14 protein-coding genes and 2 tRNA genes are annotated in these 19,599 nt (G+C 71.6%); 12 read left to right on the top strand and 4 right to left on the bottom strand.

The window, feature by feature from the left end; translation table 11 throughout:
• Positions 1–82 precede the first annotated feature (82 nt).
• Positions 83–3,052, bottom strand: coding sequence for an excinuclease ABC subunit UvrA (gene uvrA, locus WMF27_RS18945; RefSeq protein ID WP_437767480.1), 2,970 nt, complete (start codon positions 3,050–3,052; stop codon positions 83–85).
• A 262-nt stretch (positions 3,053–3,314) separates the two neighbouring features.
• On the opposite strand from uvrA, the gene WMF27_RS18940 reads away from it, so the two are divergent.
• The 10 genes from WMF27_RS18940 (at position 3,315) to WMF27_RS18895 (ending at position 13,410) form a co-directional block, all read left to right on the top strand.
• Positions 3,315–4,373 carry a formylglycine-generating enzyme family protein gene (locus tag WMF27_RS18940; RefSeq protein WP_437767481.1) on the top strand — a complete coding sequence of 353 codons (1,059 nt, stop codon included), beginning with the start codon at positions 3,315–3,317 and terminating at the stop codon, positions 4,371–4,373.
• Position 4,374: 1 nt separating this feature from the next.
• On the top strand, positions 4,375–5,364 hold the full coding sequence (locus tag WMF27_RS18935; protein ID WP_437767482.1) for a formylglycine-generating enzyme family protein: 990 nt from the start codon (positions 4,375–4,377) through the stop codon (positions 5,362–5,364).
• Between the two features lie 315 nt (positions 5,365–5,679).
• A tRNA-Ile gene (locus WMF27_RS18930) sits at positions 5,680–5,753 on the top strand.
• 35 nt (positions 5,754–5,788) lie between these two features.
• Positions 5,789–6,544, top strand: a complete 756-nt coding sequence (locus WMF27_RS18925; protein ID WP_437767483.1) for a zinc ribbon domain-containing protein — start codon at positions 5,789–5,791, stop codon at positions 6,542–6,544.
• 13 nt (positions 6,545–6,557) lie between these two features.
• Positions 6,558–7,829: a serine/threonine-protein kinase gene (locus tag WMF27_RS18920; protein WP_437767484.1), complete on the top strand. Its 1,272-nt coding sequence runs from the start codon at positions 6,558–6,560 to the stop codon at positions 7,827–7,829.
• 183 nt (positions 7,830–8,012) lie between these two features.
• On the top strand, positions 8,013–8,534 hold the full coding sequence (locus tag WMF27_RS18915; protein WP_437718717.1) for a hypothetical protein: 522 nt from the start codon (positions 8,013–8,015) through the stop codon (positions 8,532–8,534).
• Positions 8,535–8,687: 153 nt separating this feature from the next.
• Positions 8,688–10,961, top strand: coding sequence for a PrkA family serine protein kinase (locus tag WMF27_RS18910; RefSeq protein WP_437767485.1), 2,274 nt, complete (start codon positions 8,688–8,690; stop codon positions 10,959–10,961).
• Between the two features lie 8 nt (positions 10,962–10,969).
• On the top strand, positions 10,970–11,764 hold the full coding sequence (locus WMF27_RS18905) for a TatD family hydrolase (RefSeq protein WP_437767486.1): 795 nt from the start codon (positions 10,970–10,972) through the stop codon (positions 11,762–11,764).
• A 67-nt stretch (positions 11,765–11,831) separates the two neighbouring features.
• Positions 11,832–13,220, top strand: a complete 1,389-nt coding sequence (locus tag WMF27_RS18900) for an energy transducer TonB family protein (protein WP_437767487.1) — start codon at positions 11,832–11,834, stop codon at positions 13,218–13,220.
• A 113-nt stretch (positions 13,221–13,333) separates the two neighbouring features.
• Positions 13,334–13,410 (top strand) — tRNA-Met (locus tag WMF27_RS18895).
• Positions 13,411–13,469: 59 nt separating this feature from the next.
• On the opposite strand, the gene WMF27_RS18890 is transcribed toward WMF27_RS18895, so the two are convergent.
• Entirely contained in the window at positions 13,470–15,164 is a 1,695-nt protein-coding gene (locus WMF27_RS18890) for a L,D-transpeptidase (RefSeq protein WP_437767488.1), read from the bottom strand.
• A gap of 158 nt (positions 15,165–15,322) precedes the next feature.
• On the opposite strand from WMF27_RS18890, the gene WMF27_RS18885 reads away from it, so the two are divergent.
• A complete protein-coding gene (locus WMF27_RS18885) occupies positions 15,323–15,937 on the top strand; it encodes a protein-tyrosine phosphatase family protein (RefSeq protein WP_437767489.1) in 615 nt (204 codons plus the stop codon).
• Here the strand turns inward: WMF27_RS18885 and murJ are convergent.
• Positions 15,906–17,561 (bottom strand): murein biosynthesis integral membrane protein MurJ, encoded by a 1,656-nt coding sequence (gene murJ, locus WMF27_RS18880; RefSeq protein ID WP_437767490.1) that lies wholly within the window; start codon positions 17,559–17,561, stop codon positions 15,906–15,908. The genes WMF27_RS18885 and murJ overlap by 32 nt on opposite strands.
• A gap of 60 nt (positions 17,562–17,621) precedes the next feature.
• Positions 17,622–19,136, bottom strand: coding sequence for an alkaline phosphatase family protein (locus WMF27_RS18875; RefSeq protein WP_437767491.1), 1,515 nt, complete (start codon positions 19,134–19,136; stop codon positions 17,622–17,624).
• Between the two features lie 62 nt (positions 19,137–19,198).
• Between WMF27_RS18875 and WMF27_RS18870 the strand changes: the two genes are divergently transcribed.
• The gene (locus tag WMF27_RS18870) at positions 19,199–19,492 is read left to right on the top strand and encodes a hypothetical protein (RefSeq protein WP_437767492.1); all 294 of its coding nucleotides are present in this window, start codon (positions 19,199–19,201) and stop codon (positions 19,490–19,492) included.
• Positions 19,493–19,599 lie beyond the last annotated feature (107 nt).

Raw genomic sequence — 19,599 nt, 5'->3', positions numbered from 1 at the left:
CGAGGGTGCCTCGGCGCCGTCGGGCGTGCGCTCCTGCTCCCGGTCCACGTCGCGCGGACCGGGCGGGGCCACGCCCGTTCTGCTATTTGCGCGCGGTCGCGCGGCCGCGCGGCTGCTGTGGGGTGCGACGCTTCGACGCCACGAGCACCTCGCGCAGGTACCCGCCGGTGAAGGACGCCTCCTCCTGCGCGATGTCCTCCGGGGTGCCAGCGGCGACGATCGTCCCGCCGCGCTCGCCGCCCTCGGGGCCCAGGTCGATCACCCAGTCGCTGCAGGCGATCACGTCGAGGTTGTGCTCGATCACGAGGACGGTGTTCCCGGCGTCGCGCAGGCTCGTCAGGCTCGCGGTGAGCACCTCGATGTCGGAGAAGTGCAGGCCCGTCGTCGGCTCGTCGAGCACGTAGAGCGTGCGGCCGGTGGCCTTGCGCGCGAGCTCGCGCGCGAGCTTCACGCGCTGCGCCTCGCCGCCCGAGAGCGTCGTCGCGGGCTGCCCCAGCGTGATGTAGCCGAGGCCGACCCGCGCGAGCGCGGCGAGCCGCTCCCGGACGCGGGGGAGCGCCTCGAACTGGTCGATCGCCTGCTCGACCGTCAGGTCGAGCGCGTCGGCGATCGACATCCCGCGGTAGAGCACCTCGAGCGTCTCGCGGTTGTACCGGCGGCCGCCGCACGTCTCGCACGTCACGAAGATGTCGGGCAGGAAGTGCATCTCGATCCGGAGCACGCCGTCGCCCTGGCAGGCCTCGCAGCGGCCGCCCTTCACGTTGAACGAGAAGCGGCCCGCCTTGTACCCGCGCGTCCTCGCCTCCGGGAGGCCCGCGTAGAGCTCGCGGAGGAGCCCGAAGACCCCCGTGTACGTCGCCGGGTTCGAGCGCGGCGTGCGGCCGATCGGGGCTTGATCGATCGAGATGACCTTGTCGATGTGCGAGAGGCCCTCGATGCCGTCGCACGCGCCGATCGGGGCGGAGCTCCTGTACAGCTCGTTCTTCGCGGCCGGCAGCAGCGTGTCGACGATGAGGCTCGACTTGCCCGAGCCCGACACGCCGGTGACCGTGCAGAAGAGGCCGACGGGGATCTCGGCCGTGACGTTGAGGAGGTTGTGGGCCCGCGCGCCGATCACGCGGATGAAGCGCCCGTCGGGGCGCTGGCGCTTCGTGGGGATCGCCAGCTGCTTCTTGCCGCTGAGGTACGGGCCGGTGATCGACGCCGGATCGGCGCTCAGCTCCTCCGGCGTGCCCTGCGCCACCACGTTGCCGCCGTGCACGCCCGCGCCCGGGCCCATGTCCACGATGTGGTCGGCCGCGAGGATGGCGTCGCGGTCGTGCTCGACGACGATCACGGTGTTGCCGAGGTCCACGAGCCGCCTGAGCGCCTCGAGCAGGCGCGTGTTGTCGCGCGCGTGCAGGCCCACCGAGGGCTCGTCGAGCACGTAGAGCACGCCGACGAGCGCGGCCCCGATCTGCGTCGCGAGGCGGATGCGCTGGCCCTCGCCGCCGGAGAGGGTCTGCGCGGAGCGGTCGAGCGTGAGGTAGTCGAGCCCGACGTCGATGAGGAACCCGAGGCGGGCGATCACCGCCCGGAGCAGCGGCTCGGCGATCGCGCGCTCGCGCGGCGCGAGCGCCCCGTCGGCGTGGGCCTCGCCCGCGGCCTGCCGATCGGCGGAGGCCCGCGGCGCCCCTTCCTTCGGCGGCATGAGGCCCTCGAGGAAGACGCGCAGCGTGCGCAGCGGCAGGGTGCCGACGTCCGCGATGTTGCGATCCCCGAGGCGCACGGCGAGCGCCTCCGGGCGCAGGCGCCTGCCGTCGCAGGCGTCGCACACGCGCGTGATGACGAAGCGGCCGATCTCGTCGGAGAGCGCGGCGCTGTCCTCGTCGGGGTCGGCCTCCTCCTCGTCGGAGAGGGCGGGCTCGCCGCTGCTCAGCAGGCGCTCGAGCCGCGGGATGATCCCCTCGTAGGCGGCCCTCTTCTTCCCCCGGCCGCCGGCGCCCTGGGCGTCGCTCCCCTCGAGGATCGCCTGCCGCACCGCCGCCGGCAGCTTCGCCCACGGGACGTCCGGATCGCAGCCGAGCGCGCTGACGGCCCGCTCCGTCTCCGTGGCGAGCGAGAGCGAGCCGCGGCGCCCCCAGGCCACCACCGCGCCCTCGCGGAGCGTGCGCCGAAGGTCGGGGACGACGCGGTCCGGATCGATGCGGGTCCTCGCGCCGATGCCGTCGCAGGCCGGGCACGCGCCGTGCGGGCCGTTGAAGGAGAACATCCGCGGCTCGATGGGCGGCAGCGAGATGCCGCAGTCGATGCACGCGAAGCGCTCGCTCATCCAGAGCGGCTCGATCTTCATGCCGTCGCTCGAGATGTCGACCAGCAGCCTGCCCTCGCCCAGCTTGAGCGCGAGCTCGACGGAGTCGGTGAGCCGGCCCTTGATGCCGTCCTTGACCACGATCCGGTCCACGACCACATCGAGGTCGTGCGCGCGCGTCCGGTCGAGGACGATCTCGTCGCCGAGATCGACGATCTCGCCGTCGATGCGCGCTCGCACGAAGCCCTCCCGGCGCAGCCGCTCGATGTCGAGCTTCAGCTCTCCTCGGCGGCCTCGCGCGATGGGCGCCATGATCGTGACCCGCGTCTTGTCGCCGAAATCGAGGATGCGGTCGACGATCTGCTGGACGGTCTGGGCCTCGATCCGCTTGCCGCAGGCGGGGCAGTGCGGGGTGCCGACCCGCGCGAAGAGCAGGCGGAGGTAGTCCGAGATCTCGGTCACCGTGCCGACGGTCGAGCGCGGGCTCTTCGCCAGCGCGCGCTGCTCGATCGCGATGGCGGGCGAGAGGCCCTCGATCGACTCGACGTCCGGCTTGGACAGCTGCTCGAGGAACTGCCGCGCGTAGGCGGAGAGCGACTCGACGTAGCGGCGCTGCCCTTCCGCGTAGATGGTGTCGAACGCCAGGGACGACTTGCCCGAGCCGCTCGGGCCGGTGATCACCACCAGGCGGTCGCGCGGAAGCGACACGCTGACGTTCTTGAGGTTGTGCTGCCGGGCGCCTCGAACGACCAGTCGATCCATAGGGGGAACCGGAGAGCTATCACACACGGAAGCGGGCGTGGCGCCGCTCCTGCTCGCCGCTCGCTGCTCTGTTGGCTCAGTTGCCTCAGTTGCCTCAGTTGCCTCAGTTGCCCTGGTGGCCCCGCCCCGTCGCGCGCCGCGACGCGCCGCGCGCGGCGCGCGCCAGGTCTTCCGGTTGTCTTGCAATTCTTCTCACGTCGCTGCGCTGCGAGCTGGACTATGAGAGGGCGCGCAGGTGGAAGCGCGTGCAAGGAGTGTCCTGATGGCGGTCGGCGCCGGCGCTGCGCTCGGCGCGGTCGCGCTCCTTGCGCGGTACGCCCCTGAGCTCGACGCGCTGCTGCTCGCGCCGCCCTCTCCGTCCGGGCGCTTCGACCCCGGTCCAGCTGCGGCGCGCTCTGCCGGGCCCGCGGCACCAGCGTCGTCCACGCCTGCACCCGCCACGGCCGCTGGTCAGGGGGAGGCAGCAGCGCCCGCTCCGGGCTCGCCTCCCGGTGCGGCCCCGGTTCCGCGAGGCGCGAGCCTGCAGGCCGCCGCGTCGGCCCCGCTGGTCGATCCCTTCGCGGCGGATCCGGTGGCGAGCGCCGCGTGTCCCGCCGACATGAGCCTCGTGGAGGGCGATTTCTGTCCATCCCTCCCGTATGTCTGCACCCGCAGCGGCGACGGAGCCGGCCATGGCTGCCCCGAGTACGGGCGCGGCGCGCGCTGCCGGGCTCCGGTGGATCACCGGCGCTTCTGCATCGACCGCCACGAGTGGCCGAACCGGGTGGGCGAGCTCCCGCGCGTCTACGTCGACTGGTACGAGGCGAAGTCGCTCTGCGCGTCGATCGGCAGGCGGCTGTGCCGGCGCTCCGAGTGGATGCTCGCTTGCGAAGGACCGAAGCGCCTGCCGTATCCTTGGGGCTTCGTGCGCACGCCCAGCCCCTGCAACATCGACCGCGCCGCGATCGAGTTCGACATCGACGCCATGGTGGACGAGGCGACCCGCGAGGGCGAGATCGCCCGGCTGTGGCAGGCCGATCCCATCGGATCGCACCCGAACTGCATCAGCGCCTACGGGGCATACGACCTCGCCGGCAACGTCGACGAGTGGACCGACAACCTCGCCGACGATCCGGGCACGTCGCGCCCGGCCACGCTCAACGGCGGCTACTGGGGTCCTGTTCGGAACACCTGCCGCCTCACGACCGGAGGGCACGGGCCGACGTTCAAGTTCTACCAGGTCGGCTTCCGCTGCTGCTCGGACACGGTCGACGGCGTCGTCACGCCGCCGCCGCGGCCGTTCATCGAGCGCGACCGCGAGAAGGACGGCGTGTACGACTGACATGCGCGAGCGCATCGCCTTCATCGCCGCCCTCGTCGTCGCCGCCCTGGTGAGCGCGCTCCTCTTTGCTCCCCGCTTCCAGAGGCCGCCTGGTCCGCTCGACGCGGCGAGCGCGGCTCCGGCTGCGACCATCGCCCCGCCGGAGCCGGCCCCGCCCGCGCCCGCGCTGGCGCCTCCGCCACCTCCGCCGCTGCCTGCGTACGTGCGCGTCGACCCGGAGAGCCGCGCGGCGTGCCTCGGCGGGATGGTGCTCGTCGACGGCATCTATTGCCCGTACGTCGGGCACCACTGCGCCGCTTACATCGACGAGGAGAAGGACATCTGCGCGCGGTTCGAGCCGGAGGTCCTCTGCGAGGGGCGCCTTCAGCACCGGCGCTTCTGCATCGACGTCTTCGAGTACCCGAACATCGAGGGCGTCCGCCCGGTGGTGATGGTCAACTGGCTGGAGGCGAAGCGCGCCTGCGAGATCGAGGGCAAGCGGCTCTGCTCCGGCGAGGAGTGGGAGTTCGCGTGCGAGGGGCCGCAGATGTGGCCCTATCCTTACGGGATCGCTCGCGATCCCGAGGCCTGCAACATCGACAGGAAGATCGCGATGCCGGTGCTCGAGACGTTCGCTGATCCATGGAAGATCTCGGCGGAGGTCGAGCGGCTCGATCGCCGGGTTGCGTCCGGGGAGATGCGCCGGTGCGTCAGCCCCTTCGGCGTGCGCGACATGACCGGCAACGTCGACGAGTGGGTGAACAACGAGCTCGGCACGCTGGACGAGAAGCCGTTTCGATCGACGCTGAAAGGGGGGTACTGGGGGCCGATCCGCTCGCGATGCCGCCCGGTCACGTCGACGCACAACCGGTGGTTCCGCTTCTATCAGGTCGGGTTCCGGTGCTGCTCCGACGCGCTCGACGGGGGCAAGCCCGTGACCCCGGCGGCCAAGACAGCGCGCATCCCGCGCCGCAGCCCGATGGTCGATCCGGGCGGGCGGCAGGGGCCGTGAGGGGTCGCAGCCCGAGCGGGCCTGCGGCATGGCCTCCGGCGTGGCCTCCGGCGTGGCCTCCGGCGTGGCCTCCGGCGTGGACTGACCGCGCTCGCCGGCGCAATGTCCCTGCGCCCCGCCCGGCGAGGCCCCCCTCGCGCTGCCGCCCCGCCCGCGGACGGCTTCCCTCACGGCCGAGCCACCCCCGACCGCCGTGGCGCCATCGTGGAACCCGATCCGGCCGAACCGCTCCCCTTCCAACTGCGCGCCGCTTGGACTACGTTGTCCGCCGGTGCGAAAGTGGGCGGACCCGATCAGGGGTTCGCCCTTGTACCAGGGCCTATAGCTCAATCGGTCAGAGCCCCCGGCTCATAACCGGGCTGTTCCTGGTTCGAGTCCAGGTGGGCCCACGAAAGCCACGAAACAGAAGGAGACAAGGAAGCACGTGAGCATCCGCGAGCAGATCGCATTCCTCGAAGAGCTGTCGGCCATCGACAGCGAGATCCGCCGCATCGATGAGCAGCTCGACAAGCAGCGCGGCAGCCTGGAAGGGATGCGGTCCGACCTGAAGCGGCTAGAGGATCGGCTGAAGGGCGATCGGGAGACCCTGGCGGCGATGGACAAGACGCGCTCCGAGCTCGTCGTCGAGCTCCGCCAGATGTCGAGCCAGATCGAGCGCTCGCGGGAGAAGCTGCAGCGCTCCCGGAACGAGCGCGAGTCCAACGCGGCGCAACGCGAGATCGAGGAGCTGCGCAAGCTGCACCGCGATCGTGAGGAAGAGATCGAGCGGCTGAACTCGGCCTCCGAGGGGGCGCGCTCGGCGATCGATGTGGCGGAGGCGAGGCGCGTCGATCTAGCGGGGGCGATCGACGGCAGCGCGCCGGGGACGCAGGCGTCGCTGGCCTCGCTCGAGGCCGAGCGCGCCCAGCGCGCCGGGGCGCGCGAGCAGGTGGTCGGCAAGCTGCCGGTCGTCCTGTACCGCCGCTACGAGTCGATCCGGACGCGCAGGCCCGTCGCGATCGCCCGCACCTACGACGGCACATGCCTCGGCTGCCACCTGTCCGTGCCGCCGATGATGTTCCAGAAGATGCGCCGCCAGGAGGAGTTCGAGCGGTGCCCGAACTGCAACCGGATCCTCTACTACATGCCGCCGGAGCCCGCGACGGGCAGCACGCCGGCCGCGGACCCCTCCCGCGCCTGATCCCGGGTGCGGCTTGAAGACGTGCTCCGCCTGTTTCAGGCTCTTCTCGCACGACAGCGGCTTCTGTCCGGTCGACGGGCAGCGCCTCATCCCGGTCGCTGAGGTATCGCCGCCGGTCCACCCGGAGGACAGGCGCGTCGGCGCGATCCTCTGCGGCGGGCGCTACCAGGTCTGGCGGATCGTCGCCGACGGGGGCATGGGGCGCGTCTACCAGGCGCTCGATCTTCGGACCGGCCGCAGCGTCGCCTTGAAGATCCTCCACCCCGAGGTCGCGCTCGACGAGGTGAGCGTCGAGCGCTTTCACCGCGAGTTCGAGGTCAGCGCGTCGCTGCCCCACGGGCAGATCGTCGACGTGCTCGCCTTCGAGAAGACCGAGGACCACAGCTTCGCGCTGGTCATGGAGTACCTCGAGGGCGAGGAGCTGCGGACGGTCCTCAAGCGCGACAAGGTGCTGCCCCCCGAGCGCCTGGTGCGGATGCTGTCGCAGATCGCGCTCGGCCTGGAGGAGGCGCACAAGCGCAAGGTCGTGCACCGCGATCTCAAGCCGGACAACATCTTCCTGGTCGGCACGCACGACGGCGACATGGTGAAGATCCTCGACTTCGGCAGCGTGCGCGACAACAGCGAGGGCGCGAAGAAGCTGACCGTCGTCGGCACGACGATCGGGTCGCCCTTCTACATGTCCCCGGAGCAGGCGCAGGGGCTGCTCGCGCTCGACCATCGCGCCGACGTCTGGTCGGTCGCGGCGATCGTGTTCGAGTGCGTCACGGGGCAGGTCCCGTTCCACGCGCCGACCGGTCCGATGATCCTCGTGGCCATCATGGGCAGCAATCCGCTGCCTCCGAGCGTGGCGGGCAAGGCGTACGGGGCGCCGGCCTCGCTCGATCCGGTGATGGAGGAGGCCTTCATGAAGAGCCCGGAGGCGCGCCTCCCCTCCGTCGGCCTGCTCGCCGATCGCGTGGGCCAGGCGTACGGCCTCGCGGGGTCGCACCGCGACTGGGCGTACCTGCCGCAGAAGGAGCTCGCGGCCCGGATCCGCGCCGCGCCGCCGTTGGTCCTGGCCCGCCGGCCGCATGCCTCGGCGAGCGTGGGCGCGGCCCCCGCCGGCGCGAGCGGCGGATCGAGCGCCGCCGCGGTCATCGCGCCCTCGACGGACGCCGCCGATGCGTTTGCCGAGGACATCGTGATGGGCGTGCCACAGCGCTTGCCGCGGTGGGTCATCCCCGCCGTGGCCGGCGCGGCGGTGCTGCTCTGTGCGCTCGTCGCGCTGCTGATTTCGCGCTGACAGCGGCGCCGGCCGCGCGCTCGCGCGATGTTGCACGTTGCGCGCCCCAGCGTGCGGTGGCGGCGGTGGCGGCGGTGGCGGCGGTGACGCAAAGCGCGCGCGCTCCGGTTCAGTGCGCCATCGTCCTGGGCGCCGGGGCCCCGCGTTCGCGCTGGCGCCGCCGCTGTGTTATTTGTGTTGACCATGAGCACTCATCCTTCAACTCGGACCGGCAAGCCCCTCTCCGCCGCGATGTGCCTGATCGCGCTCTCCGGGCTCCCCGTCCTCGGCTGTAGCCAGAGCGAAGCGGCGACCTCTCGCGGCGCCACCGAAGCAGCACCTGCGGCCCCACCCCAGGGCGGAAAATCGAAGGTCGAGGATGCGGTCTACACCCTCGAAATGAAGCCGACGGGGACGTACAAGGCCGGCCAGGAGGGGCTCGTGGAGGTGTCGCTCCTGTCGAAGGGCGACTACCACATCAACGACAAATACCCCATCAAGTTCAAGGTCACCGAGGCGGCCGCCGAGGGCGTTTCGTACCCGAAGCCCTTGCTCAAGCGCGAGGACGGCGCGTTCGAGGAGACCAAGGGCCTCCTCAAGGTCCCGTTCGTGGCGGCCAAGAAGGGCAAGACCAAGGTGGCGGGCGTGCTCTCCTTCAGCATCTGCAGCGCCGCGAATTGTTTGATGCAGAAGCAGGAGCTCGAGGCGGTCGTCGACGTGCAGTAGGCGGAACGGTAAACTCAGCCTCACGTGAACAACGACACCTCCGGTTACCGGGGGGGCCAGCCCAGCGAGGTCGGCCCCAGCCAGACGGTCCAAGGCAGTGCGGCTGAGCGGGCCCGAAAGGCCCTCTCCGAGCTCGATGCTATCGCCTCCTCGATGGCCAGGCGCTTCAACGAAGAGCAGCGGGTCCTCTCCTTCCAGCAGTACCTGGAGCTCTTCGCTTCCAATCCGGTCCGCTTCGGACGCGACGCGGCTCGCTACGTCCGCGACATGTTCGACCATTTCGGCACGCGGACGATCAAGAAGCCCTGGGGGGAGCTGACCCGGTTCCAGCTCTTCGATCTGCCGTGGGACCTCCCCGCAGCCGAGCCCGCGCAGCAGGGCGCGCCGGCCGCGGCCTCCTACCACGGGCGGGACTTCGCGCTGATCGGCCACGAAGAGCTCCAGGCCGAGGTCTACCGGGTGCTCTGCAACTTCGTGCGCGAGGGCAGGGCCAACAGGCTCGTCCTGATGCACGGGCCGAACGGCTCGGCGAAGAGCACGCTCGCCGCCTGCATCCTGCGCGCCCTGGAGCACTACTCGACCCTCGATGAGGGGGCCGTGTACCGCTTCCACTGGGTGTTCCCGAGCCGCAAGACGATGCGCGGCTCGATCGGCTTCGGCGGCGACGTGAAGGCGAGCGCCGCGGACGGCACGAGCTACGCCCACCTCGAGGACGATCAGATCGACGCCCGGCTCGTGATCGAGCTCAGGGATCACCCGCTGTTCCTGCTCCCGGTGCGAGAGCGGCGGGCGCTCATCCTGAAGCTCTACGAGGACGCCGGCGCGACGGAGCCGCCGCCCGAGTGGCTGATGAGCGGCAAGCTGTCGCACAAGAATCAGCAGGTCTTCGAGGCGCTCCTCGTGGCGAGCGGCGGCTCGCTCGTCGAGACGTTGCGGCACGTCCAGGTCGAGCGGTACTTCATCTCCCGCCGCTACCGCGTCGGCGCCGTCACGATCGGGCCGGAGCTCTCGGTCGACGCCGGCGAGCGGCAGATCACGGCAGATCGCTCGCTCGCCTCGCTCCCGACCTCGCTCCAGGCGACGACGCTCTTCGAGGCGCACGGTGAGCTCATCGACGCCGCCGGGGGCGTGATCGAGTTCAGCGATCTCCTCAAGCGACCGCTCGACGCCTTCCGGTACCTCCAGCTCACGCTGGAGACGGGGGAGGTCAGCCTGCCGCAGCAGACGCTGCAGACGAACGTCGTGATGATCGGCAGCGCCAACGACGTGCACCTCAACGCCTTCCGGGAGCACCCCGAGTTCCCGAGCTTCCGCGGGCGCTTCGAGCTCCTGCGCGCGCCCTACCTCCGGAGCTACCCCGACGAGCAGGCGATCTACGACACGCAGATCGTCCCGTTCGTGACCCGCCACGTCGCCCCGCACGCGACGCGCGTCGCCGCGCAGTTCGCCGTGCTCACCCGCATGCGGCAGCCGGAGGCGAAGCGGTACCCCGACGCGCTCGCGCCGCTCGTCTCGAGCCTCACCGCCGTCGAGAAGATGGAGCTCTTCGCGACGGGCACGGCGCCGGAGCGGTTCGACGCCGAGGCGCAGAAGGTCCTGCGCGCTGGCATCGAGGCGATCTACCACGAGAGCGACGCGTCCGTGGACTTCGAGGGGCGCCTCGGCGTCTCGCCGCGGGAGGTGCGGACGCTCCTGCTCGACGCCGCGCAGAGCGAGGACCACGCGTGCCTCTCCCCGTTCGCGGTGCTCTCGGAGCTCGACGCGCTCTGTAAGCGGCAGGCGGAGTACGACTGGCTCAAGGAGAAGCAGCTCGCGGGCGGCTACCACGATCACCGGCTCTTCCGCGAGGTCGTGCGCACGCGCCTGCTCGACACGACCGAGGAGGAGATGCGGACGGCCAGCGGCCTCGTCGACGAGACGCGCTACGCCGAGCTGTTCGATCGGTACGTCTCCCACGTCGGCGTCTGGGTGAAGGGGGAGAAGATCAGGAACCCGCACACCGGCGACTTCGAGAACCCGGACGAGCGCATGATGCGCGAGGTGGAGGCGCTCCTCGGGGTCCGCACGAAGCACGACGATCACCGGCGCGGCCTGATCTCGGCCATCGCGGCGTGGGCCATCGATCACCCTGGCCAGAAGATCGTCAACGCGGTCGTGTTCCCGCAGCAGATCCGCAAGCTGCGGGAGGCGGTGTTCATGGAGCGGCGCAAGGGCGTGGCGCTCCTGGTTCGCGATCTCGTCGGGCTCCTCCGCGACGCGCAGAGCGAAGGCAAGTCCGAGAAGGGCTGGGGCGAGCTGCGCGAGGAGGAGCGCAGGAACGCGACGCGCGCGCTCGAGCGGCTGCGCGGGATGGGCTACTGCGACCGCTGCGCGCTCGACGCCGCGAGCGCGCTGCTCCGCGCGCGCTTCGCGGAGCTCGTCACCTGAAGCGAAGCATGCTCATCGACTCCCATTGCCACGTCGATCCGCGTCATTTCCGCGAGGGGGCGGACGCCGTCCTGGACCGCGCGCGGGCCGCCGGCGTGAATGCGTTCGTGGTCGTCGGCGTCGACGCGGATCTCTCCGCGGCGCGCTTCGCCGCGGCTCTCGCGGCGCGGCGCGCTGACGTGCACGCCGCGGTCGGCGTCCATCCGCACGACGCCTCCGCCGTGGACGACCGGATGCTCGCGGAGCTCGAGGCCCTCGCGCGCCGGCCCGAGGTCGTGGCCGTCGGCGAGATCGGCCTCGACTACCACTACATGCACTCGCCGAAGGACACACAGCAGCGTGTCTTCGCCGACCTCGTCGCCCTCGCTCGGAGGGTGGAGAAGCCCATCGTCATCCACACGCGCGAGGCGCCTGAAGACACGCTCGCGATCCTGGAGCGCGCGCAGGCGAGCGACGTCGGTGGCATCATCCATTGCTTCTCCGAGGATCGCGCGTTCGCCGAGCGGGCGCTCGCGCTCGATTTCGACCTCTCGTTCTCGGGCATCGTGACCTTCAAGACCGCGCGCGCGATCCAGGAGGTCGCCGCCTGGGCTCCGGCGGATCGGATCCTGGTCGAGACGGACAGCCCTTACCTCGCGCCGGTGCCGTTCCGCGGGAAGCGGTGCGAGCCAGGGCACGTGCTGCACACGGCGCGCTTCGTCGCGGAGCTCCGGGGCGAGCCCTTCGAGGCGCTGGCCGCGCGCACGGCGGAGAACACCCGCAGGCGGCTGCGGCTTCCGCAGGACGGCGCGCTCACCGGCTGAGACGAGCGCGCGCGGTCCGCGCCTGCGGGCTCGCCCCAGGCACGTCTCGAGGCATAGTGACAGCACGATGGCGCAGAGGTCTCGCGACGGTCGCCGGATCGCATTTGCGTGGGCGCTCTCCGTCGCAGCCCACGCAGGGCTGGTGGGCGCGGGCGCGCTGGCCGTCGCTGGCTCGTTCTCGGCGCGGGAGGTCGCGCGCGCGCGGACGGTCGGATCGCCAGCCGCGGTGAGCGCGCCGATCGAGATCGAGCTGCCCGTCGTCACGGACGGCACGCTCGACCGCGCTTCGGCGATCGCGCCCGAGCTGGCCGTCCGCCTTTCGCGCGGCGGAGGGGAAGCCGCGCCGCGGCCGGACACGGGGACGAGCGGGCGTGGCGGTACCGACGCGGCGGAGCTGCCTGCGTTGAACCTCGCCGACAGGGACGACGCGACCTTTCTGTCTCCAGAGATCCGCTCGCGCCTCGACAGGAGCCAGATCCAGCGCATCCGCTCGTCGTCCCAGCGCGCATCGCGCGAGGACTGGCGCGCCAGCCGGGAGCCCATGGAGCTCACGTTCCTCGCGGGGGGGCGGGTCGGCCGCCGGGCCGAGCGACGCACGTCGGCCGAGCGCGATCCGTCGCTCGGGGCGCGCGACGGCGGCGCGCCCCAGCATCGCGGCGGCGTGCTCGGCGCTGCGGCCCAGCCTGCAGGCATCGACGGCGCGACCGACGTGTCCGCTGCGCGCGACGCGACGCTTTCCCTGGCGGCGCGCCCGCGCGCCGCCGGCGGCGCCGTCGAGGGAGGCGAGCGCGCGTCCGCTGGGCTGGGCGTTCGCGACGGGCGGCCCGGCGAGGATCACCGCGAGAGCGCGGCGGTCCCGCTGGCACGGCCGATGGTCGCGGTGGGCACTCCATCCGTCCCCGCCGACGCCGTGGGGCACCCGAACGACACGGTGGACAGCGAGCAGGAGGTGGCGACGGCGATCCAGTCGCTCGTCCACGCCAGCTCGGCCGGAGGGGCGCGTGGGTTCGGGCCGGGCGGGCAGGCAGGACCGGGCGCGACCGGCGCGGGGGGCGTGGCGGGCCGCGGTGCGCGTTCCAGCGCGCTCGGTTCAGGGCGCGGCCGGCAGCTCGACAACGATCCGCTCGATCGCAGGCGCAGCCATTACATGAGGCAGGTCATGGCCAAGCTGCACCCGCTGTGGGCCGACGCGTTTCCCAAATGGGCCGCAGGCGAGGGGCTTCAGGGGACCGTGATCGTGACCTTCGTGATCGGCGCGGACGGGACCGTGGGGAGCGCGTCGGTGACGCGGCCGAGCGGCATCCCCGAGTTCGATGAGAACTGCCGGCGCGCGGTGCTGCGCGGTTCGCCGTACCCCCCGGTGCCGCCCGAGCTCGGCGAGAGCTTCCGGTGGTCGATGCCGTTCGAGGCGAGGAACCCCGCGGTCCTGCCGAAGCACCGAGGGCGCGAACGGTGATCCCGAGCAAACTTTGGGGATGACCGGGATGACCGCGACGATCACGCGTCACGACGCGCATGACCTCGCTTGACAGAGTGGAGACGGGGCGGTACTAGTCCGCCCTCACTTTTGCCGAAGTAGCTCAGCTGGCTAGAGCAGGCGTTTCATACGCGCCGGGTCGGGGGTTCGATTCCCTCCTTCGGCACCAGCAATGGTGACAGTCGGCCGCTGGCCTCCCTCGGAGGGCCAGCGGTAGCTGCGTGAACATCAAGGCCGCACGTGGACGAGGGTTCCTTCCTCGTCGTTGCTGTACACAGCGTGCCAGCCTTCGGGGAGCTCCGGCTCGGCCCACAGGAAGATGCGCCGCGCATCGATGGGCGTCAGCGCGATGTCGTGGAAGCCTTGCGCTTCGCCGACCCCGGCGCCCCAGTACATGCCGGTGATCGCCTGGCCCGGCGCGAGGTCCATCACCCACGGGGCGTCGGTGACGTCGAAGCTGCCGGCGACCTCGCGCGGATCGATGTTGCGCGTGACGTGCTTGCTCCGCACGCGGAAGGTGCCGCGCGCGGTGGACGCGGTCGCTTCAGGGTCGCGCAGCTGGTCGCGTCCCGACGAGATCAGCGTGGCGTAGATGGGCTTCTGCCCCTCGTAGGCCGTCAGGGTCTGGTTCACCACGCTGACGTCGAGCCAGCGCTGCGCGCCTTTGGCGAAGTCGGGGAGCTTGGTGCGACGCACGACGACGACAAGGTCCTGCGCGCGCAGCCAGAAGCCGTCGCGCGCCTCCTCGAAGCGGACGCCGTCCACCGTCCTGAACCTGCCCGTGAGCGGCACGCCCGTGTGGCGCTCGAGCTCCTCGTCGTTCGCGTTCGCCTTGCCGCGGCCGAGCGACCACGTGTGAACGTCGTGGCGATGGACGAACGCCACAGGCAGCCCGTGCTTCTCGACATCCAGGCCGTGCCACGGTGATCCGAGCGCGGCCTGGAGCCGGTCGGTCGGGATGAGCCGTCCGTCCGGCGTCACGCCGAACCTGCGTCCGTCGGCCGCGCCCGCCGTGAACGTGCGGGTGATCGCGACCCCGCTGCCTTTGCGCAGCGCCACCGTCTTCAGCGCGGCGCGCAGATCGACGCGGGCGCCGTCCTTTCCGCCGATGTCGATGCCGAGCGCGGCGACGGGCGGGAGCGGCGCGATCGCGTCGGCGATCGGGAAAAGGAAGTATCCGGCCTCGGTCCTGCGGCCGTCCTCGCCGATACCGTCGCCTCGCGGCAGCAGCACCGGGGGCCCGGAGGCGACGCCGCGCGCGTCCAGCGGGACGTCGTTGGCTGACGCGCCGAGCTGCGCGTCGCTGCGCTGCACACGCTCGAGATGGCGATCGAGATCCGGCTCGGCGTGCTGCAGCTCCTCGCGGCTGGGCACGGCGAAATACACCGGGGCGCCCTGGGTTCGCGTGCGGCCATAGCGGTAGGGGAGGGGCCGCGACGTGTCGGGCAGAGCCGGCAGGAGCGCGAGCACGTCGGTGTTCAGCGTCGCGCCGTCGCCTGCGCAGACGAACCCGCGGGGGCGGATCGCATACCAACCACCGCTGCACCCCGCGCGTCCGTACGGCTCCGAGGACCTCACGACGGCGGCGCCAGGATAGAGCTCGCCGAGCTTGCGTGCGCCCGCCTGCGGACGCGCGAGTACGGGCGTCCCTGCGCGAAGCGCGACCAGCTTGGGGCCGTCCGCGGGCAGCGCGGCGACCTCGAGCGCATCGTCGCTCGCCCCCTCCTTCGACAGCTCCGCTACCGCGCCTGCCGGTTTGCATCCGCACACGGTCAGCGCGACGAGCAAGCTCGCGAGCCGCCCATCGACGGGTCGCCGGCGGTGGCCGCCGTCAGGGCGCCGCGGCGCGCAGGGCGGCGGCGTCCGGAGGCGCGAAGGCGCGACCGAGCGGGGGAGATCCGTCGGCATGGAAGCGAGCGGCATCTGCCGATGCATGCCCGGCTCGCGCGCGCTGGGCCAAGTTCCGTGGCGTCGCCGGGGCATCGTCGGCGCGCTCGGCGCGTGTGTCGTGGGCGCGCGTCATCGGCGCGCGTGCCGCCCGGCCGCTGGCATGGCGCCAGCATCGACGCCATGAGGTGCTCGTGCGCCTTCGTCCTGCGCTGGTGTTCCTCCTGCTCGCGCCGTATGCCCTCGGTTTCTATGCATTCCTGGCGTTGCGCCGCGCCTCCGCGTCGCTCCAGCCGCGGCACCCGTGGCGCACGTGGGTGAGCCCGAACCTCCTGATCGGGGGGTTCCTTCTTCCAGGTGACGTCGCCGAGCTCCGACGCCTCGGCGTCCGCGCCGTGATCAACGTGTCGCGCGAGCTGTACGATCCGGTGCTCGCGCTGCGCGCGGCGGGGGTCGAGTACCTGCGCATCCCCTGCTGGGACATGTGCGCTCCCACGCTCGAGGAGGCCGCGCGTGGCGTGGCGTTCCTCGAGCGGCATATCGTGGCTGGCCACCGTGTCCACGTCCATTGCGCGAGCGGCGTGGGCAGGAGCGTCACGCTCGCGCTCTGCTACCTCGCCACCCGCGGCGGCATCGAGGTGGGCGAGGCGCTCGCCCTGATCGCGCGACGGCGCCCGCGCGTCGCGCTGCGCCCCGTGCAGCGCGCGTTCGTCGAGCGCTACGTCGCGTGGCACCGTGCGCGCGCGGAGGGCCGTGCGCGCGCGGCGCCGCCCATGATCACCTCCGGCGGAGGAGGGACTTCAGGCTGAAGAGCCCGAGCGCCGGCGCCGCGACGGCGAAGGCGCCGCCGCACGCAGCGAGGATGAGCGCGGCACCCCACGGCGCCGCGGCCACCGTCTCGGGCAGCGCCGCCTTCAACGCGGCGCCGCAGCCGACCGATATCGCCGCGAGCAAGGCCACGCGGCCGATCCGGATCTGATCCAGCCCGAGCCCGCCGATCTCGCGCCGCACGCGGCGCCCGAGGGCGATCGCCTCGACCCATCCCGCGATGACGGCGCCGAGCACCACGCCGAGCACGTCGAGCCACTGCATCAGGAGGAGCGCGACGGCGGTGCTGACGACCACGCGATAGAGCGCGTAGCGGGCCGGGGTCCTCGTGTCCCCGAGCGCGAACGACGCGGTGATCAGCACGCGCCCGGCGGCGTTCCCGAGCAGCGCGAGCCCGTAGGCGCACACGAGCGGCTCGACCCGCGCCGTCGACGCCTTGTCGAACGTCCCGGTCTGCAGCAGCAGCGTGATGAGCTCCCGCCCGAGCACGATGAACACGGCCGCGGCCGGCACGGTCAGCACCGTGATCCGCGCGAGCGACGCCCCGAGTCGGCGCGACAGCGCCTCGTTGCGCCGCGCGACGTCGGCCTCGGCCGTGTCGCGCGCCATCTCGGGCAGCGCGACCGCGGCCTCGCCGACGCCGAGGACGCTCATCGGCAGGAGGTAGACCGTCTGCGCGTAGCTGAAGGCCGCGTTCGCGCCGGCGCCGAGGAAGCTCACGAGGAGCGTGTCGACGAGCCCGGACACCTGGATGATCCCGCGGCCGAGCAGCGCGGCGGGCAGCTTGCTGCCGGCCTCTCGGACGCTCGGGTCGCTCGCGTCAAGGCGCGGCCTGAGCCCGCCGAGCAGCGAGCGCGCCGATGGGAGCAAGAGCGCGAGCTGCAGCGCCGCGCCCGCGAGCGCGCTCCACGCGAGCGCCTCGGCGAGCGGCTCCCCGCGCATGCCGAGCCACGCGCCGCACGCGAGCAGCCCCGCGATCTGGGCGGCGCTCCACGCGACGGGCGCGGCGTACGGGAGGAAGAACCGCCGGTGCGCGTTGAGCACGCCGAGCCCCCACGCGGACAGCACGAGCAGGCCGGTCATCGGGAAGATGATCCGGACGATCCGGGTCGTGCTGGCGAGCTTGTCGTCGTCGAAGCCCGCCGCGACCAGGAAGGACAGCCACGGCGCCGCGAGCACGCCGGCGAGCGACGCGGCCGCGGCGGCGACGAGCAGTAGCCCGAGGGCGGAGAGCGCGAAGTGCGCCGCGCGTCGCGCGTCGCCGGCCGCGCGGAGGCGCGCGTAGACGGGGATGAAGGTCGCGGAGAGCGTCCCCTCGCCAAGCAGGTTCTGGGTGATGTTCCCCGCGCGGAACGCCGCGGCGAGCACGTCGGCGAGCTCGGATGTCCCGAAGAAGTGCGCCGTCACCCGCTGGCGGAGCAGCCCGACGAGCCGCGAGAGGATGATCCCAGCCGTGACCATCGCCGACGAGCGCGCCGCGCTGGTCGCCTTCTCCTGCCCGGCCGCCGGCGGGCTTGCGCTGGTCGCCGGGGGCGCGCCCGGGGCCGCGCTCGCCGGCGTGGTCCCTGCCTGGATGGCGGCGGGCGGATCGAGATCGGGCGGCACGGCGGCGCTTCTATCAGACCTCCCGCCCCCGGGCGAACTCGGCGCCGGCTGCCCGGCGCCTCAGTCCCTGAGCCTCGCCGTGCCGAGCCGCTCCGCGTGCGCCAGCACCCGCCGGGCGATGGCCGGACCCTCGTCCCGGCGATCGAGGTGCCGCGGGATGAGCCCGCGCTCCGCGGCCTCCCACAGCTCCGGCTGAGAGATCCCGGACTCGGTGCGCGAGCGCAGCCGCGACAGGGAGATGTCCATCTCGGGCAGCAGGATCGGCGCCTGAGGATCGCGGAGGATCGCCGGATCGATGCAGCATGAGAGATCGTTCGCGCCGGCGGAGCGCGCGTTCAGCGAGGGGAGATCGAAGCGCGCTTCCAGCGTGCGGATCACCGACGCGTGGTCGAGCACGGTGCTCACCGCGCAGCCCCTCCGGACGAACGGGCCTGCCACGATCGACGGCACCCGGAACCCGAGCTGGGTGAACAGGGGGTCGTCGTCCGTCGTCGTCGGCGGCGCGACGTGGTCGAAGAAGCCTCCGTGCTCGTCGTAGGTGATCACGAGGAGGCACTGGCCCCACTGGGGGCTCTTCGCCAGCGCGTTGTAGACGCTGGCGATGAGCACCTGCCCGAGCTGCACGTCGTGGTCCGGGTGATCGTCGTTCGCGGTGGCGCCAAAGAACTGGGGATCGATGACGGAGAACGAGGGGAGGATCCCCGCGGCCGCGTCCTCGAAGAAGCGCTCGATCCCGGAGACGCCCTTGAATTTGAAGTACGCACCCGAGCACCACGGGACGTCGTGGAAGTAGTTCCTGCTCGAGATCCCGGCGTCGCTCAGCAGCTCGAACACGCTCGTGAAGCCGGTGACCGGCACGTTCCTCGAGACGCCCCTCGACGTGGCGCCGTGCAGGTAGAACCGGTTCGGCCAGGTCGGGCCGAGCACCGAGGAGAACCAGCGCTCGCAGACCGCCGACGCGTCTGCGAGCGCGTAGAGGACCGGCAGATGCTCCCGCACGTGATAGCCCATGACGTCGCGCTGGTCCGGCCCTGCGTGCGCGATGACGAACCCGTCGTTCCTCCCTTGATTCCACTGCGTGCGGGCGGCGTCCCAGCTGTGCGGCGGGTCGGCGGGCGTGAAGTTGTCGAGCTGGAAGGGCGAGATCCGCGTCCCATCGAGCGCTCGGTTCGACTCTGTGCCTGTCAGGCCGTCGATCTGCCGGCCTTCGTTCAGCAGCAGCGAGCCGAGATAGTGGTCGAAGGAGCGGTTCTCCATACAGAGAACGACGATGGTGTTGATGGGCGCCAGCAGCTCCGCCGGGCTCAGACCTCCCGTTTCCGCGCACCGATCCGGAGCGCCGCCGGCCTCGCCACCTTCCGGCGGTTCTGAGCCGACCGCTCCTCCCGAGCCACCCGCACCGCCGGCTCCGTCGCTCTCGTCCGCGCTGCCCGCGCTCGGCGCGGCGTTGCCGAGCAACATCGCGCCCTCTGGGGTGCTGCATCCGAAGGCCGAGGCGCCGAGCGCAGCGCCGAGCCCGGTCAGCACATGGCGACGGGTCAGAGGATCACGGGTCGAACCATTCCGTTTGTTCATCACGCACAGGATTCCCATGAACGCGGCTCCGAGGAAGGAGTTTTGGTCTCATCCAGAAGGTGATGAATCGTCCGCTGCGTATCGATGAAGCGGACGTAGCGGACGTACCTGAAGCGGATGTAACCGCTGTAATGGACATAACTGGTGTGATCAGCATAACAAGCACAGCGGATGTGACAGACATGACGGATGTGACGGATGTGGTCGACGTGAACGTAAAGGGAGCCGCTGATGAAGCCGAAGTAGCGGGAACAGTCGGCGTAACGGACGTAACGGGCGCAACGGGCGCAACGGGCGCAACGGGCGCAACGGAGGAAACCATTCTTTTCGCGAGGTCGGTGGGGTGGTATGAGTAAAAAAGGCGGGGGTTTACGTCAGCGAACTGTCACCTTCCGATGAGCTCGAATCCACTTCCACCTACTCCCGGCCGGCAAGCTACCGTCGCGAACGGCCGGCCGCTGCG

The sequence above is a fragment of the Sorangium sp. So ce281 genome, from assembly GCF_051527395.1.
Lineage (GTDB): Bacteria > Myxococcota_A > Polyangia > Polyangiales > Polyangiaceae > Sorangium > Sorangium cellulosum_B.
The sequence above is the reverse complement of the archived record's forward strand: the minus strand, read 5'-3'. Positions and strand labels throughout refer to the sequence as shown.

Bases quoted from the DNA above. Each gene is read 5' to 3' on its own strand.
- uvrA (WP_437767480.1), bottom strand. From the start codon at position 3,052: ATGGATCGACTGGTCGTTCGAGGCGCCCGGCAGCACAACCTCAAGAAC.
- WMF27_RS18940 (WP_437767481.1), top strand. From the start codon at position 3,315: ATGGCGGTCGGCGCCGGCGCTGCGCTCGGCGCGGTCGCGCTCCTTGCG.
- WMF27_RS18935 (WP_437767482.1), top strand. From the start codon at position 4,375: ATGCGCGAGCGCATCGCCTTCATCGCCGCCCTCGTCGTCGCCGCCCTG.
- WMF27_RS18915 (WP_437718717.1), top strand. From the start codon at position 8,013: ATGAGCACTCATCCTTCAACTCGGACCGGCAAGCCCCTCTCCGCCGCG.
- WMF27_RS18910 (WP_437767485.1), top strand. From the start codon at position 8,688: ATGGCCAGGCGCTTCAACGAAGAGCAGCGGGTCCTCTCCTTCCAGCAG.
- WMF27_RS18905 (WP_437767486.1), top strand. From the start codon at position 10,970: ATGCTCATCGACTCCCATTGCCACGTCGATCCGCGTCATTTCCGCGAG.
- WMF27_RS18900 (WP_437767487.1), top strand. From the start codon at position 11,832: ATGGCGCAGAGGTCTCGCGACGGTCGCCGGATCGCATTTGCGTGGGCG.
- WMF27_RS18890 (WP_437767488.1), bottom strand. From the start codon at position 15,164: ATGCCGCTCGCTTCCATGCCGACGGATCTCCCCCGCTCGGTCGCGCCT.
- WMF27_RS18875 (WP_437767491.1), bottom strand. From the start codon at position 19,136: ATGAACAAACGGAATGGTTCGACCCGTGATCCTCTGACCCGTCGCCAT.
- WMF27_RS18870 (WP_437767492.1), top strand. From the start codon at position 19,199: ATGAATCGTCCGCTGCGTATCGATGAAGCGGACGTAGCGGACGTACCT.